General features: G+C 50.4%; 15 protein-coding genes. 6 read left to right on the top strand and 9 right to left on the bottom strand.

Features of this window, described 5'->3' with window-relative positions; translation table 11 throughout:
• Positions 1 to 35: 35 nt before the first annotated feature.
• On the top strand, positions 36 to 362 hold the full coding sequence (gene trpR, locus K8W53_RS19755; RefSeq protein ID WP_000192003.1) for a trp operon repressor: 327 nt from the start codon (positions 36 to 38) through the stop codon (positions 360 to 362).
• A 101-nt stretch (positions 363 to 463) separates the two neighbouring features.
• On the opposite strand, the gene yjjX is transcribed toward trpR, so the two are convergent.
• Entirely contained in the window at positions 464 to 979 is a 516-nt protein-coding gene (gene yjjX, locus K8W53_RS19750; protein ID WP_023224461.1) for an inosine/xanthosine triphosphatase, read from the bottom strand.
• 48 nt (positions 980 to 1,027) lie between these two features.
• Between yjjX and gpmB the strand changes: the two genes are divergently transcribed.
• On the top strand, positions 1,028 to 1,675 hold the full coding sequence (gene gpmB, locus K8W53_RS19745; protein ID WP_000942363.1) for a 2,3-diphosphoglycerate-dependent phosphoglycerate mutase GpmB: 648 nt from the start codon (positions 1,028 to 1,030) through the stop codon (positions 1,673 to 1,675).
• Here the strand turns inward: gpmB and robA are convergent.
• Positions 1,672 to 2,541: an MDR efflux pump AcrAB transcriptional activator RobA gene (gene robA / locus K8W53_RS19740; RefSeq protein ID WP_000371685.1), complete on the bottom strand. Its 870-nt coding sequence runs from the start codon at positions 2,539 to 2,541 to the stop codon at positions 1,672 to 1,674. The two genes, gpmB and robA, sit on opposite strands and share 4 nt — an antisense overlap.
• Positions 2,542 to 2,752: 211 nt before the next feature.
• On the opposite strand from robA, the gene creA reads away from it, so the two are divergent.
• From creA to creD, 4 genes are read left to right on the top strand one after another with little or no spacing between them, the layout of a single operon-like run.
• On the top strand, positions 2,753 to 3,226 hold the full coding sequence (gene creA, locus K8W53_RS19735; RefSeq protein ID WP_023181322.1) for a protein CreA: 474 nt from the start codon (positions 2,753 to 2,755) through the stop codon (positions 3,224 to 3,226).
• A gap of 12 nt (positions 3,227 to 3,238) precedes the next feature.
• The gene (creB, locus tag K8W53_RS19730) at positions 3,239 to 3,928 is read left to right on the top strand and encodes a two-component system response regulator CreB (protein WP_001187046.1); all 690 of its coding nucleotides are present in this window, start codon (positions 3,239 to 3,241) and stop codon (positions 3,926 to 3,928) included.
• Positions 3,928 to 5,352, top strand: a complete 1,425-nt coding sequence (creC, locus tag K8W53_RS19725; RefSeq protein ID WP_023224460.1) for a two-component system sensor histidine kinase CreC — start codon at positions 3,928 to 3,930, stop codon at positions 5,350 to 5,352. The genes creB and creC overlap by 1 nt, the downstream gene beginning before the upstream one ends.
• Positions 5,353 to 5,409: 57 nt before the next feature.
• Positions 5,410 to 6,759 carry a cell envelope integrity protein CreD gene (gene creD / locus K8W53_RS19720; protein ID WP_000920382.1) on the top strand — a complete coding sequence of 450 codons (1,350 nt, stop codon included), beginning with the start codon at positions 5,410 to 5,412 and terminating at the stop codon, positions 6,757 to 6,759.
• Between the two features lie 57 nt (positions 6,760 to 6,816).
• On the opposite strand, the gene sthE is transcribed toward creD, so the two are convergent.
• The 7 genes from sthE to K8W53_RS19685 all read right to left on the bottom strand — a co-directional run bounded on the left by sthE (position 6,817) and on the right by K8W53_RS19685 (position 14,109).
• Positions 6,817 to 7,902, bottom strand: a complete 1,086-nt coding sequence (sthE, locus tag K8W53_RS19715; protein ID WP_023224459.1) for a fimbrial major subunit SthE — start codon at positions 7,900 to 7,902, stop codon at positions 6,817 to 6,819.
• Positions 7,903 to 7,942: 40 nt separating this feature from the next.
• Complete coding sequence (locus tag K8W53_RS19710; protein ID WP_023224458.1) at positions 7,943 to 8,500, bottom strand: fimbrial protein; 558 nt, start codon at positions 8,498 to 8,500, stop codon at positions 7,943 to 7,945.
• 17 nt (positions 8,501 to 8,517) lie between these two features.
• The gene (locus K8W53_RS19705; RefSeq protein WP_023224457.1) at positions 8,518 to 11,055 is read right to left on the bottom strand and encodes a fimbrial outer membrane usher protein; all 2,538 of its coding nucleotides are present in this window, start codon (positions 11,053 to 11,055) and stop codon (positions 8,518 to 8,520) included.
• A gap of 45 nt (positions 11,056 to 11,100) precedes the next feature.
• On the bottom strand, positions 11,101 to 11,784 hold the full coding sequence (sthA, locus tag K8W53_RS19700) for a fimbrial biogenesis chaperone SthA (RefSeq protein ID WP_000680522.1): 684 nt from the start codon (positions 11,782 to 11,784) through the stop codon (positions 11,101 to 11,103).
• A 70-nt stretch (positions 11,785 to 11,854) separates the two neighbouring features.
• Positions 11,855 to 12,400, bottom strand: coding sequence for a fimbrial protein (locus K8W53_RS19695; protein WP_001727855.1), 546 nt, complete (start codon positions 12,398 to 12,400; stop codon positions 11,855 to 11,857).
• A gap of 338 nt (positions 12,401 to 12,738) precedes the next feature.
• A complete protein-coding gene (locus K8W53_RS19690) occupies positions 12,739 to 13,410 on the bottom strand; it encodes a winged helix-turn-helix transcriptional regulator (protein WP_000811635.1) in 672 nt (223 codons plus the stop codon).
• A gap of 384 nt (positions 13,411 to 13,794) precedes the next feature.
• A complete protein-coding gene (locus K8W53_RS19685) occupies positions 13,795 to 14,109 on the bottom strand; it encodes a hypothetical protein (RefSeq protein WP_000749515.1) in 315 nt (104 codons plus the stop codon).
• Positions 14,110 to 14,292 lie beyond the last annotated feature (183 nt).

Below are 14,292 nucleotides of genomic sequence, written 5' to 3'. Positions count from 1 at the left end.
TTGTACTCGTGTAACAGTACAAACGGCGGTATAACATGACCCAGCATTCCCCTTATTCATCGGCTATCGCCGAACAACGTAATCAGGAGTGGCTTCGTTTTGTGGAGTTACTCCGTCAGGCATATGCAGAGGATCTGCATCTGCCTTTATTACAACTGATGCTTACGCCGGACGAGCGCGAAGCGCTGGGAACGCGCGTGCGCATTATTGAGGAGTTACTGCGTGGCGAAATGAGCCAGCGCGAGTTGAAAACCGAGCTGGGGGCGGGCATCGCCACCATCACGCGCGGGTCAAACAGCCTGAAATCCGCGCCGGTTGAACTGCGTCATTGGCTTGAGAACGTACTGCTGAAAAACGCCTGATTTGCTCGTAGGCCGGATAAGGCGAAGCGGCCATCCGGCAACATCGCCGCGAAATGCCTGATGGCGCTGTGCTTATCAGGCCTACAACATAGCGCAAATAATTATCGATACACCGCGTTATGAAACGGGCTTAACGCCAGGATCACCGCCTGGTAGTAAACGCTGGAGCGCGTTAATTTTCCGGCGGTAAATACGCCAATGGCACCCTCTTTGCGACCAATCTCGTCAATACCGGTATAGTGGGACATCACCGGGCCAAGCGCTTCTCCCTGGCGGACTCTGTCGAGAATGACGGCGGGCAGCGGCAGCGTGGCCGATCGCGCTTCACCGCGCTGAACGCCGTTATCAATCACCACCCAACTGAAGGTGGCGTCATCGTCAATTCCGGCTTCAATGGCTACCCAGAAATCAGCTTGTGGATGCAGGTGTCGCGCATTATCCACGCGATTTCGTGCGCCAGCACGCGTTTCCTCGCTTCCGAAGGGCTGCTCCGGTACGCCGCTCTCGACGGCGACGGGCGTAATATGGCACGATCCTTCGCCGAAAATCTCTTCAAATGCCTGTAGAATTGCCTGAATTTTGGCAGGATTGGTGGTCGCAGAGATAACCTGGTGCATAATTAAGCTCAGTTTTAAAAATTTATCGCAGTATAACGGAAAAAAAACATGTTACAGGTATACCTTGTTCGCCACGGTGAAACGCAGTGGAACGCCGAGCGACGTATTCAGGGCCAATCGGACAGTCCCCTGACAGCAAAAGGCGAGCAGCAGGCCATGCAGGTAGGAGAACGCGCCCGCAGCCTCGGCATCACCCATATCATCAGCAGCGATTTAGGCCGCACAAAACGCACGGCGGAGATTATCGCCCAGGCGTGCGGGTGTGATATCACCTTTGACTCCCGCCTGCGCGAGCTGGATATGGGCGTGCTGGAAAAGCGCCAGATCGATTCGCTGACGGAAGAAGAAGAGGGCTGGCGTCGTCAGTTAGTCAACGGCACGCAGGATGGCCGCATTCCCGGTGGGGAATCGATGCAGGAGTTGAGCGATCGCGTTCATGCCGCGCTGGCGTCCTGTCTGGAGCTACCGCAGGGCAGCCGACCTTTATTGGTCAGTCACGGTATCGCGTTGGGCTGTCTGGTCAGTACTATACTGGGACTACCCGCCTGGGCGGAACGCCGGTTACGTTTGCGCAACTGCTCTATTTCCCGCATCGATTACCAGGAAAGTCAGTGGCTGGCGTCTGGGTGGGTGGTAGAAACCGCAGGGGACGTTTCGCATCTGGACGCCCCTGCATTGGATGAGCTACAGCGTTAACGGCGAATCGGGATCAGAAATTCGCAGCGCAGGTTGATAGGGCGATCGCCGGTTTTGGTATCTTCTGACGGGTAGTATCGCTCTATATCCTGTCCTTTACGACGGGTCAGATTCAGCATTGGCATACAGGTGCCGTAAACGGTCAGGATAAAATCCTGCACGCCGGTTCCTAACCCTTCATAGGTGAACATGACGTATTCACCGCCCTGCAACAGCACGGGATGCGCCGACTGAACATAGCCATCGGCCTGCTCTTGCGGCAGTGCGGTGGTATAGAATACTTCCTGCTCATCGTCTTTCTCCATGCTGGGGCGCGTTTCATTAAGCCCATAAAGCACTGGCGGAATAGTTGGCGAATGACCGAGGAAATCATGCCAGAATTGCACGCGCATTTCGTGGCGGAAGTCGGAAATCTGTTCCAGCGAGCAGGAATAGCTCTGCGTGACGCCAAGGAGCGGCGTATCTTCCAGCGTAACGAACTGATGTTCCGGCACGGTAAACTCGCCCAGCCGTAATGGCGGGCGAATGCCAAAGGCGCTCCATTCCGAGGAGCGACGATACAGCGCTGGCGTCTGGGAAAACTGTTTCTTAAAGGCGCGCGTAAAGGTTTGCTGAGAATCGAAGCGGTACTGAAGAGCAATATCCAGAATTGGACGCGCGGTCAAACGCAGCGCCACTGCTGATTTCGATAAACGACGGGCGCGGATGTAAGCGCCAATGGCGTGGCCCGTCACGTCCTTAAACATTCTCTGCAGGTGCCACTTGGAATAGCCTGCTTTTGCCGCCACATTGTCAAGTGACAGCGGCTGATCCAGATGACCTTCCAGCCAGATTAACAGGTCGCGAATTATGCCAGCCTGATCCATAAAATATCCCCATCCTTTCAACAACGAGCACCCGATATCAGGTAAGAGGATAATAGCATTTTTTGTTCTTTTAGCATTCAGTGTTTTTTTTGAGCTTAAATGCTTTTTTTAGGCAACGTGACAGGTAATTATTCTAATCCTGTGATCTATAACCATTTTATTTTAGAATGTCTAATAATTACGCAATGTAACTTTTATGAATGGTAACAATATGAAATACAAGAGCTTAGTACTTTTCTCAATTTTGTTGCTGCTGGGGCAGAGCGCCTGCGCGGAACAAATTGGTTCAGTCGATACGGTATTTAAAATGTTCGGTCCTGACCATAAAATCGTGGTGGAAGCTTTTGACGATCCTGATGTCAAAAACGTGACGTGCTATGTTAGCCGGGCGAAAACGGGCGGCATAAAAGGCGGATTGGGGCTGGCGGAAGATACGTCTGACGCCGCCATCTCTTGTCAGCAGGTCGGGCCTATTGAACTGAGCGACAAAATTAAGAACGGCAAGGCGCAGGGAGAGGTGGTTTTCAAAAAACGCACCTCATTGATATTTAAGTCATTGCAGGTCGTGCGTTTCTATGATGAGAAACGCAACACGCTGGCGTATCTGGCCTACTCCGACAAAGTAGTCGACGGGTCGCCGAAGAACGCCATCAGCGCGGTGCCGGTCATGCCGTGGCGACAATAACAGGGAAAGAGTATGCAGCAACCGCAGGTCTGGTTAGTCGAGGATGAACAGGGAATCGCCGATACGCTCATCTACACCCTGCAACTGGAAGGGTTTACCGTTGAGCTATTCGCTCGCGGGCTGCCCGCGCTGGAAAAAGCGCGTCAGCAACGGCCGGATGCGGTGATTCTCGATGTGGGACTGCCGGATATCAGCGGCTTTGAGCTGTGTCGGCAGTTGCTGGAACGCCATCCTGCGCTGCCGATTCTTTTCCTGACTGCCCGTAGCGATGAAGTGGATCGATTGCTTGGTCTGGAGATCGGCGCAGATGATTATGTCGCCAAGCCGTTCTCGCCGCGCGAAGTGAGCGCCCGCGTGCGCACGCTGTTGCGCCGGGTGAAAAAGTTTGCTGCGCCGTCGCCGGTGGTGCGTACCGGACATTTTGAACTCAATGAACCGGCGGCGCAGATCGCCTGGTTTGGTACGCCGCTCTCGCTGACGCGTTATGAGTTTCTGCTTCTTAAAACCCTGCTGCTGTCGCCGGAGCGCGTGTACTCGCGCCAGCAATTGATGGATATTGTCTGGTCTGATGCCCAGGAGACCTTCGATCGGACGGTCGATACACACATCAAAACCCTGCGCGCTAAGCTACGCGCGATCAACCCGGATCTCTCGCCAATTAACACGCATCGTGGAATGGGATACAGCCTGAGGAGCGTCTGATGCGCATCGGAATGCGTTTGCTGCTGGGCTACTTTCTTATTGTCGCCGTCGCCGCCGTGTTTGTGCTGTCTATCTTTGTTCAGGAGATAAAGCCGGGCGTCCGCCGCGCGACGGAAGGGACGCTGATTGACACCGCGACGCTGCTGGCGGCGCTGGCCCGCGACGATCTTCTCTCCGGCAACCCGACTGACGGCCAGTTGGCGAAAGCATTCGCCCAGCTGCAACATCGCCCGTTTCGCGCCAATATCAGCGGGATCGTCAAAGTGCGCAATGAATACCATGTCTACATGACGGATGCACAGGGGAAGGTGTTGTTTGATTCGGAAAACAAAGCGGTGGGGCAGGATTATTCTCGCTGGAATGACGTCTGGCTTACGCTGCGCGGACAGTATGGCGCCCGCAGCACGGCAAAAGATGCTGCCGATCCCAATAGCACCGTGATGTACGTAGCCGCGCCGATAATCAGCGATGGACGGATTATCGGCGTCCTGACTGTCGGGAAACCGAATGCGGCAATGGCGCCGGTGATTAAGCGCAGCGAACGGCGCATTCTGTGGGCCAGCGCCGTTTTACTGGGGATTGCGCTGGCGATTGGCGCGGGGATGGTCTGGTGGATTAACCGCTCCATCGCCCAGTTGACGCGCTATGCGGATTCCGTCACCGAAAACCGCCCGCTTGCGTTACCTGCATTAGGCAGCAGCGAGCTGCGTAAACTGGCGCAGGCGCTGGAGAGTATGCGCATTAAGCTGGAAGGCAAGAATGAGATTGAGCAGTACGTGTATGCGTTGACTCATGAGCTGAAAAGTCCACTGGCGGCGATACGCGGCGCGGCGGAGATTCTGCGTGAAGGACCGCCCGCGGATGTGGTTACCCGCTTTACAGAGAATATACTGGCGCAAAATACGCGAATGCAGGCGCTGGTAGAGACCCTGCTGCGCCAGGCGCGGCTGGAAAACCGGCAGGATATCCCTCTCGCGCCGGTTGCTGTTGATGAGCTATTTACGCAGCTTAGCGAGGCACGCAGTATTCAGTTGGCGGCAAAAAATATCACCCTTACTCTACGGCCTTCCTCGCTGGTTGTCGTCGCCGACGCGGAGCTTCTGGCGCAGGCGCTGGGCAATGTGTTGGACAATGCCATCGACTTTACGCCTGAAAATGGCGTTATCACATTAAGCGCTCAACCGATGGGAGAGAAAGCGATCCTGCAGGTGACGGATTCCGGCTGTGGTATTCCTGATTTTGCGCTGCCGCGCATTTTCGACCGATTCTATTCGTTGCCCCGCGAAAACGGGCGTAAAAGCAGCGGGCTTGGGCTGGCGTTTGTCAGCGAGGCGGCGCGACTCCTCAACGGTGAGGTGACGTTGTGCAATCGTCCCGAAGGCGGCGTGCTGGCCTCGTTGACACTTCACCGTCACTTCACATAACTTCAAATTCTCCCCACATCGCGTTCTTACACTGCTGGCATTGCAAAGGAGAACGCTATGTTGAAATCCCCCCTGTTGTGGAAAATGATTACGTTAGGCGGCGCCATGATCCTGCTGTTAATTCCCCTGATGATGGTACGGCACACCATCGTGGAACGTGCTGATTATCGAAGCCATGTAGAAGCCGCTATTCGTCAGAGTACCAGCGGCCCACAAAAGGTTGTCGGCCCGCTGGTGGCGGTTCCGGTGACAGAGCTCTATACCGTGCTGGAAGAGGAGAAAGAGGTCCAGTATAAGCGCAGCTATCTCTATTTTTGGTTGCCGGAGTCGCTATTGGTCGAAGGCAATCAAAACGTTGAAGCGCGAAAAATAGGTATTTATCAGGGGCAGGTGTGGCATACCGATATGGCGATAAAGGCGGAGTTTGATGTGGCCCGTCTGCATGAGCTGAACAGACCGAACATTACCCTTGGAAAGCCCTTTATCGTCGTGGGCGTCGGCGATGCGCGCGGTATCAGCGCAGTAAAAGCGCCGCAGGTGAATGGTGAAACGCTCACTGTAGAACCGGGGACCGGCTTACCGGAAAGTAGAGAGGGCATTCATATCCCGCTGCCGGACAGTCAGTGGGCGACGCGCAACCTGACGTTGGCGATGTCGCTAAATTTAAGCGGAACCGGCAGCTTTTCACTGGTTCCCGTCGGGCGTAGCAGTGAAATGACCCTGACCAGCAACTGGCCGCACCCAAATTTTGTGGGGGATTTTCTTCCCGGTAAACGCGCAATCAGCGGTTCGGGATTTCAGGCCCAGTGGCAAACCAGCCGGTTTGCCACGAATCTCGGCGAACAGTTTGCTGATGCGCAAAAGGTGGATTGGGACAACTTACCAGCGTTTAGCGTCGCTGTATCGACGCCAGCCGACCAGTATCAACTGACGGACAGAGCGACGAAATATGCCATTTTGTTGATTACGCTAACGTTTATGGCTTTCTTTGTCTTCGAAACCCTGACGGGGCAGCGGTTACACCCGATGCAGTATCTGCTGGTGGGGTTATCGCTGGTGATGTTCTACCTGCTGTTGCTGGCACTGTCGGAACATATCGGTTTCACGCCAGCCTGGATCGCCGCAAGCCTGGTGGGCGCGTTGATGAATAGCGTTTATTTGCAGGCGGTGCTGAAAGGATGGCGCAATAGCGTGCTGTTTACGTTAGCGTTATTGGCGCTGGATGGCGTGATGTGGGGATTGCTGCGTTCGGAAGATAGCTCGTTGCTTCTGGGTACCGGCGTTCTGCTACTGGCGCTTGGCGGCGTGATGTTCCTGACGCGCCATCTGGACTGGTATTCGCTCTCTTGTCAGCAACGTAAGTCATTACCGCCAGTAAAAGATGACGAATTACGTTTGTGGAAATAAATCTAACGGGCGCGCGCGTTAACGTTTTCCCGCGCAGCGCCAGAAAATGTGATGCCGTTAGTTATAGGTCAGGTTTAATGTTGCCGTGGCATTCGCTTGCCCGGCCGTTACCGTGGCGGCGGTTTTATAGTAGCGCGCGCTAATTTTCAGGGTAGTCGACATATTCATGGTTCCGCCGTTAACCGTCTGGCTGCCATCGGCATTGGTGGTAATCGTGTGAGTAAAGAGATCAATTTTTTGATTGATTGGCAAACTGTCGGTAAAGAAACCGGCGTCCGGCGCCTGAATACCCAACTGTACGCCAACGCCGGTTGCGCTGGTTGGCGCGCTTGCATTGCTCAACTGGATGACTGAATTATCAGGATTATTTCCGCTGGCAGGCTGGGCGCTTAACGATGCGGAAATGGCGGTGCCTTGTTCGCAGGTCAATAAGATATCCTGCTCGCCTGTGCCCGCGGTTTGACTGTTAGCGAAACTGCCTAAATTGACGCTGCCTAAATCAACGGTGATGGCAGGTGTTTCTACCCGACATCCCATCGCTTTCATAATCAATTGCGTATTCCCCAAATACAGATGGGTCAGGATATCGCCGCCGGAGTCTTCCGTTGCGCTATCGCGAAAAGATACGCGCGCCAGTGGGCTTTGGAATGTCGCGGTACCGGAGGTGATCGGACCGCCTAAGGCGACCAGTTCAACATTGTAGGCGGGAGCCATCGCATGGTGTGTTTTATTGCCATCGCCATTATGGTAGGTATTATCGATTGGCATGACATTATCGTAAGGGCCAGCATTCGTTTGGGTTTTAATCGCAATGCCCACGCCGGAAATCCCGGTGCTAAATACCGGTGTGTTGTTCCCGTCATTCGCATTGATTGTCGCTGATGCATTTGACTGCGCGCTACCGGGTTCATATAAAAAACCGACCTTATAATCGCGACTACAGCCATCCATTGTGACTTCGGAGGTGGAAACCCAGCCCGATTGCCACAACACCTCGCCTGCGGTATAGGCGTGGCTATCCACCACAAGCTGCGACGGCGGGGTGATAGTGATCGCGCCTTCATTACCGGAACGTTTACAGGAGGCGTAACTATGAACGGAATACGCGAGCAGCAGAATAAGCGCCAGATATAACCTTCTCATGAAAAATTCCTGCTTTTATACCAGGTGAAATAGAAAGATGTTATTGCCATGCAATAGTGATCGTCACAACGGACGTGAAATCCCCTGCCGTGACTTTTCCGTGCGGGGTATACATCCTTGCGGCGACAGGCAAATTGGCTTCATGGGTATTACTGTTGATATCCACCGTGTAAGTGACGTTGTTGGCCAGATTGACCAGACTTTTACCGTCCAGGTTAAAAAGCTGTAATCCTAAATCCTGCGCCGGATTGGCCGCGCTGTTTGCATAAATCGCAGAAGCATAATTTGGATCGGGATAAGGTACGCCGTTAAATGAAATCGCGGCTTTTGTGGTCGTTGCCGGGCAATTCGTCATTTTTATGGTGAAAGGAATGGTGGCGGTATTGCCGCCGGCCACGGCGATATCCGCCCGGGCATATTGTCCAAGAGAGATCGTGTCAGGTACCGTAACGGTACACGGATCGGCATAAATTAATCCCGTAACGTTAATGTCTACGGCATCTGCGGTATTGTATGCCGCGCTGATCGAGGGCGACCATAATGCCAGACCCGTGAACGTTAACAGGGTGGCTAATGCAGCAAATCTGTTCATATTCATCTTTTATCCCACCAGAATCACTGGCATTGCTCGTGTAAGATTTCTACGCCAGAAGCGGAGGGGGAGCTCGGTATACGATAAGAGACCTGACACTGGTCTGCTGCTGTTGGCCCCCACTTCACTAATAACCGCCCTTGTTTTTCCAGTCCGGTTAACCAGGCTTGCCCCGCATCACCAACAAAACTGCTGTGATTGTCTGGTTTTGTTAAAGACGAGACGGTCGCGCCAAAAGGAACAGGCAGATTGTTTATGCGGGTTAATACCATCAATGCCTTGTAACCAATATTGGTTTTATATTCAGCCCTGACCACCGCGCCACGGGTAGGCACCAGTGTTTTACTGGTATCAATGAGCTCAATATTTTTTCTAATGCCAGTCGTATCTAAAGACACTTCATTACGATGGTAAGGCGAAGCATAAGGTACGACGGCATACCCCCGAAAATCGGTGTCCACGCCCGTTTCGTTATTCACGGGGACACCCGCTGCGCCAGGGGCTTTAACCAATATGATGGTGTCGTCCATTGGCTGGGATAGTGTCAGGCCATTTCGATGTAACAGTACGCCGCCCTGAACGCCATAATTCAGACGGCGCATATGATTATCGTAGCTATATCCGCCGTTAATATCCGCATACGTCCCGTTATAGGTTGCGCTCACATTACCGCTGGTGGCTTTCTCTTGAGAGGAATAACCTTCCTGAACGCTCCATGAGAGATTTTTCTGTGCCAGCGCTGTTCCGTTTAAACCGACAGTATGCGTGGTATCGCCGTCTTTCGCGGAATTCATATTGTAGGTGGCATACGTTGACGGCATAAAGGCATCTAACGGAATACTAATATTGATTGAAATTTGCTGGTCATTACTGTCTTCCGTATCGTCGTCTTCATCCTGAGAATTATCGGCGTTCAGCGTATAAGAATAGTTAATGCCATAGCTTACGTTATGCCATGTGTTGTTATAGCCAATACCTAATGATGTGGTATGAGTGTCATTCCAGTAATCTTCATTATATAAAGTGAGTGAAATGGAACCGTAGATAATGTCTTGCGATAACGACAGGTCGGTGCGATTACGTACATGATCATAGTGACTATTATCGCTATAGGTATCCAGCACATCCTCAAGAGCGTAGTAATCTTTGGTCGAATAACGGTAGCCGGCGACAGTGAAATTGGTGCCTGTTGACTGAATATCTTTGCTGTAACGAATACGCCAGGATTGTCCGGTAAGCGTATCGCTAACCACATCGCCTGCTTTAATTTTTGACCATGAGTTGGTGACGTCTAAAGACAATGCGCCCAGATCGCCAAGGTTTAAGCCTGTCCCGATGAGCGCCGCATGATAAACATCATTGCTCAGCGTACTCTCTATTCCGCCATAGGCGGTTATGCCGCCTGCTAATCCGTATAAGGCCGTCAGTTCAGCGAAGTTCTGTTGCGCGGAATGCGTATCTGATGAACGCGTGCGGCCTACCGTCAGGTCGTATTTCAGGTGGCCTTCACGCTGTAATACCGGAACGCTGGCGTAGGGCACAATGAAATGCTGTTCAGAACCATCGGATTCTTTGATGGTGACGTACAGGTCGCCCGAACCGCCGGTTGGATAAAGATCATTAATGGCGAATGGACCCGCCGGAACGTTAGTTTTGTAGATGGTATAACCGTTTTGTTCAACGGTTACCTGCGCGCTGCTTTTGGCCACCCCGCGAATGACCGGGGCGAACCCTTTCATACTGTCCGGCAACATATCGTCATCAGAAGAGATCTGTACGCCCTTAAATGAAATACTGTCAAAGACGTCCGCGGGCGTGTTATTTTCCCCGGCGATCAGCTGTCCTTTTAAAAATTCGATATCGCGAGAAACATAGGTGTAGGCAGAATCCCAGCTATTTTGCCCATCGCTGTCATGATTCCAGGTTGAGTAGTTACGAAAACGCCATGCGCCAATGTTAATACCAGGGCGCAGGTTAGCGTATTCGCTATTTTCCGTCCGATTTTCATCAATATCGTGATCCTGCGATCCGGTAAAACTGTAGTTCAGCAAAAAAGCATTAATGCCTTCATCCCATTCGCTGGTAGGGACGAATTCTCGCGGGTCGGCGATCAACGCGATTTGAGGGATCGCTAAATCCAGCCGGTTACCGATGACATTAAACTTTGCTACAGCGCCAGCCAGCAGACTAAGATCGGTACACCCGTTTGGGTCATTTTTAAGCTCGGGGAAGTTTTCTGTTTTTACGCCCCACTGCTTGAGTTGTTCAACGCTAAGACACGGCTGTAGGGAGAGCTTATTATCTGCTAATTTTTTATTTTTAAAGGCAATATTTTTTGTTTCAACACTGGTGTTATTAATATAAATATCAACATTATAGGTGCCTTCTGCCTGCCCCCCCTTTTCGAAAACCGATAGATCGACATTCTCCACGCCCGGTTCATCATTTTCCAACGATAATGGATTAAAATGATCATGCGCTAACGCTGGTTTTATGGAACAGCATATAAACAGAAACGATAACGCTAATTGAGAACGGGGCTCTACTCTGGAGAATTGCACAGTAAAAGTCCTGAAAGGGTAAAAGTAAAGTGAAGTCGTTAATGGCTAGAATGAACCGGAATGCGGCTCTAAACTCATCCCATAATCGCTGATTAATCGCCACGTTACCGTGCCATGAGGGGCGGCAGTAGAACCCAATTTAAATGACGCTGATGATTTTGGCGGAACGAAGGTCGCTGATTTCACTTCATGGCTGTTAAGCGTCACACTGGCAAAGTTCATATAATAGGGAGTGGGGTTATTTACGGTAATAACATCACCTGCCGTCTGCCATTTTAATTGTTGGCTCTGGCTATCAGGCGTTGATTTTGTTAATGCTGGCGGTCGATAAATAAGCTTTATTTGGGTATTAATGGAGATTTCCACGCGGTTCGCGGAGGCATTATCATCAATAGAAGGAATACCCTTAATATTGAGCCAGTACATAGACTCCCGATCTGCAGGTAGGGGGGCGCCAGAGCGAATAACCCGAATACTGTTCTTTTGCCCGGCATCAAGGCGAAAAAGAGGCGGGGTGATAATAAACGCCTGCTTATTTGTGACCTGGGGATCGGCAACCGATAACCATGACTGAACAAGATTCGCTTTGCTGTCTTTATTCTCTACATTGATTGACGACTCATCATTATTGCCGTCGAAAACCAGTCGGGTTCCGCCAACAACAATGCTGGCATGGGCAACATGGCTTGTCAGTAATACGACCAACACGGATTTCTTTATGTGTTTCATTTTTTACTCTGTAAAGATGTTTTACGCTATGGACTGGCATCCTGCCTGTCCACATCAGGATGAGAATGCCTTACTGATACGAAACGGTATACGTAACCTGAGTGCTAACATCTCCACCGGTTACGGTTGCGGAACCATCGTTTGCCATGGCGGCGTAATAGGTAAAGTCTGCTTTCGAGCCGTCGGTTGGCAGGTTTACTGCGGCATCATCCGTGTTATCTGTCACATCGCTATGTGAAGCGTTCTGAATAGAAATACCGACACCCGCGGCGCCCGTTTCCGATCCTTCGTCCGCGTTTTTGAAGTACGTTGGGTTGGAATCATCTGTTGCGCCGTGGAAGCGGAACATGGCCTGGGTTGGTACGCCAGTTCCTGCTTCCGGGCAGCTAACCAGGCTTACGGTAAACGGCACGTAATCGGTTGTGGCGCCTTTTTCCGCGATGCGTTCTTTGCTGTAATTACCTAAATCAATGGTGGTATCCGTGGAGCCATTAACCTGAACCGTACACGCCTGATCGTAAATTTTGCCATTGAACGTAATCGTGTTCTGGGCAAATACCGGTGTGGATGCTACGGCAGTTAACATTGCCAGGATGATAATTTTCTTATTAAACATATTAATTGTTGCCTGATTCTATTCGCTGAAAAATAAAGATAGCTATATAAAATAAAATATTATATTTTACTCTGTATGCGCTTCTTTCTGTTCTGTAGATAAGCAGGCGGCTATTCTACGTATATCAACTATGAACTCAATAAAAATTCTGATGCAATATTGAACGGCAGTCCAGTTTCGGACTCGGTAACAAAGTTTAATAAAATACCACTAAAGAAGTATGGTTGATGAGTGGATTTATAGAGCAAGATCTCTTTTTTGATAATAGTTATTATTTCCTGGAGGATTTATTTAACTCTATATTGCTTTATTTTTAAGAATATACGACGCTTGTCCGTTTAAAATGAAACCGGCAGGTTTCGAAGCTCTAACAGTCTTCCATGCAGTATTTTTATATAGTCCCCCGCTTTTAGTTCTGAAAGTACCTGCATGATACGGCTGCGTGAAAGCCCGGTTCTCTGCTGTATGAAGTTCTGGGCGTTGATCTCAAATCGTGAGCTTTCAGGATACGACCACAGTTCAAGTAACAGCGCTTTTATCTGGCTATAGGCGTCCTGCCCGATAAGGTTTCTGTCACGGTTAGTCATGAAAGCAATGCGGTACATCAGGATGTTCGAAATGTCACGCCAGAGATGCTTTTCATCAGCTATTTCCACAAAATCTTTTACTGGCACAGGATAATATTCACAGGTGGTTTCGGCGATAAAAAAGACGTCTGAATTCTCTTCTAACTGGTATAAGTCAGCATAGGCATCTACAAGGCCTAAAATCATTGGTGAGACACCGCAGCCCATTACAATGCTGTCGATACGCCGACATACTTTAATAGCGCCTTTAGTGATTAACAGGATGTGGGATTGATTATCAATCTTGATATCCAGTGTTTTACCGGCCGTAATAGTGACAGGGGAGATGTTTTGAATAACGTGCCGATGAATATTTAAAATGGCTTGCAGGTTTTTTTCTTTCCCTGTGGGACGATACACATTCCCGCCGTTTAACTGCTTCATATCTTCCCCATTATTATGGCTGATAAAGTGGTTGACTATTAAAAGGTAAACATAAATTTAATATTCACTTAAAATTATAATTAAGTAAATTAAAATAGCCAACAAGAATATTTAAGTCAATGTATTCACCTTATCAATGCATGAGCGACAACGCTGTTTGTAAGGTTAACCATAGTAAATGTGATGATTTTATTTGCAATCATTTTATGACAGCTATCATAGGTACCGTGCTTAACGAGCGCGTAGAGCGTACAGGATAGCGAAGCGATGAACATCGCTGTTGGAGGATACGAATGAGAGAAAAGTACAAAATGCAGGCGGGCGGCGTTTTACTGAGCGCAATCGCCGCCTGCCGGAACTCCTCCCGGCGGGAGCCATAAGCGGTTAGCGGTACTGGACGATCAGACTTTGAATCTCCGGATGATCTTTTAACGACACGTGCCGTACCGTGGCGATTCCATTCATCAACGAAATAGCGTTTCCAGACGGTGTGGCGACTGTCTGTAAATGGGGGATATTATTCCGCAAACATGATACCTCGATATTGCGATCGTGAGGCGCAAGATTACAACCATATTCGACAATCTGGCCTTTGAAATGAATAACGCCTGCGGAGACCGGCGCGGTAGCAGCCAGCGCGGCTGATGAAGCTGACATCGCTGCACAAAACAGGTAGCAGCATAATGGTGATTTTTTCATCCTTTGAAACCTCACGTCCTGTGAGCATCCCCTTATTTTTTGGGGACTAACAAATCCCGTATATTACTCTTTAATGTAAATACACAAACTACCTTAACTTTCGCAAGCTGAGATAAACAGCGCTATACGACAATTTTTATGTAAAAGAGTACGTCATAACGGCAGGTCAGGAGGGAAAGCGAG

The organism is Salmonella sp. A29-2, from assembly GCF_020150755.1.
Lineage (GTDB): Bacteria > Pseudomonadota > Gammaproteobacteria > Enterobacterales > Enterobacteriaceae > Salmonella > Salmonella enterica.
Note: the sequence above shows the minus strand (reverse complement) of the source record. Positions and strands in the feature narration are given on the sequence as shown.

Bases quoted from the DNA above. Each gene is read 5' to 3' on its own strand.
- trpR (WP_000192003.1), top strand. From the start codon at position 36: ATGACCCAGCATTCCCCTTATTCATCGGCTATCGCCGAACAACGTAAT.
- yjjX (WP_023224461.1), bottom strand. From the start codon at position 979: ATGCACCAGGTTATCTCTGCGACCACCAATCCTGCCAAAATTCAGGCA.
- gpmB (WP_000942363.1), top strand. From the start codon at position 1,028: ATGTTACAGGTATACCTTGTTCGCCACGGTGAAACGCAGTGGAACGCC.
- robA (WP_000371685.1), bottom strand. From the start codon at position 2,541: ATGGATCAGGCTGGCATAATTCGCGACCTGTTAATCTGGCTGGAAGGT.
- creA (WP_023181322.1), top strand. From the start codon at position 2,753: ATGAAATACAAGAGCTTAGTACTTTTCTCAATTTTGTTGCTGCTGGGG.
- creB (WP_001187046.1), top strand. From the start codon at position 3,239: ATGCAGCAACCGCAGGTCTGGTTAGTCGAGGATGAACAGGGAATCGCC.
- creC (WP_023224460.1), top strand. From the start codon at position 3,928: ATGCGCATCGGAATGCGTTTGCTGCTGGGCTACTTTCTTATTGTCGCC.
- creD (WP_000920382.1), top strand. From the start codon at position 5,410: ATGTTGAAATCCCCCCTGTTGTGGAAAATGATTACGTTAGGCGGCGCC.
- sthE (WP_023224459.1), bottom strand. From the start codon at position 7,902: ATGAGAAGGTTATATCTGGCGCTTATTCTGCTGCTCGCGTATTCCGTT.
- K8W53_RS19710 (WP_023224458.1), bottom strand. From the start codon at position 8,500: ATGAATATGAACAGATTTGCTGCATTAGCCACCCTGTTAACGTTCACG.
- sthA (WP_000680522.1), bottom strand. From the start codon at position 11,784: ATGAAACACATAAAGAAATCCGTGTTGGTCGTATTACTGACAAGCCAT.
- K8W53_RS19695 (WP_001727855.1), bottom strand. From the start codon at position 12,400: ATGTTTAATAAGAAAATTATCATCCTGGCAATGTTAACTGCCGTAGCA.
- K8W53_RS19690 (WP_000811635.1), bottom strand. From the start codon at position 13,410: ATGAAGCAGTTAAACGGCGGGAATGTGTATCGTCCCACAGGGAAAGAA.
- K8W53_RS19685 (WP_000749515.1), bottom strand. From the start codon at position 14,109: ATGAAAAAATCACCATTATGCTGCTACCTGTTTTGTGCAGCGATGTCA.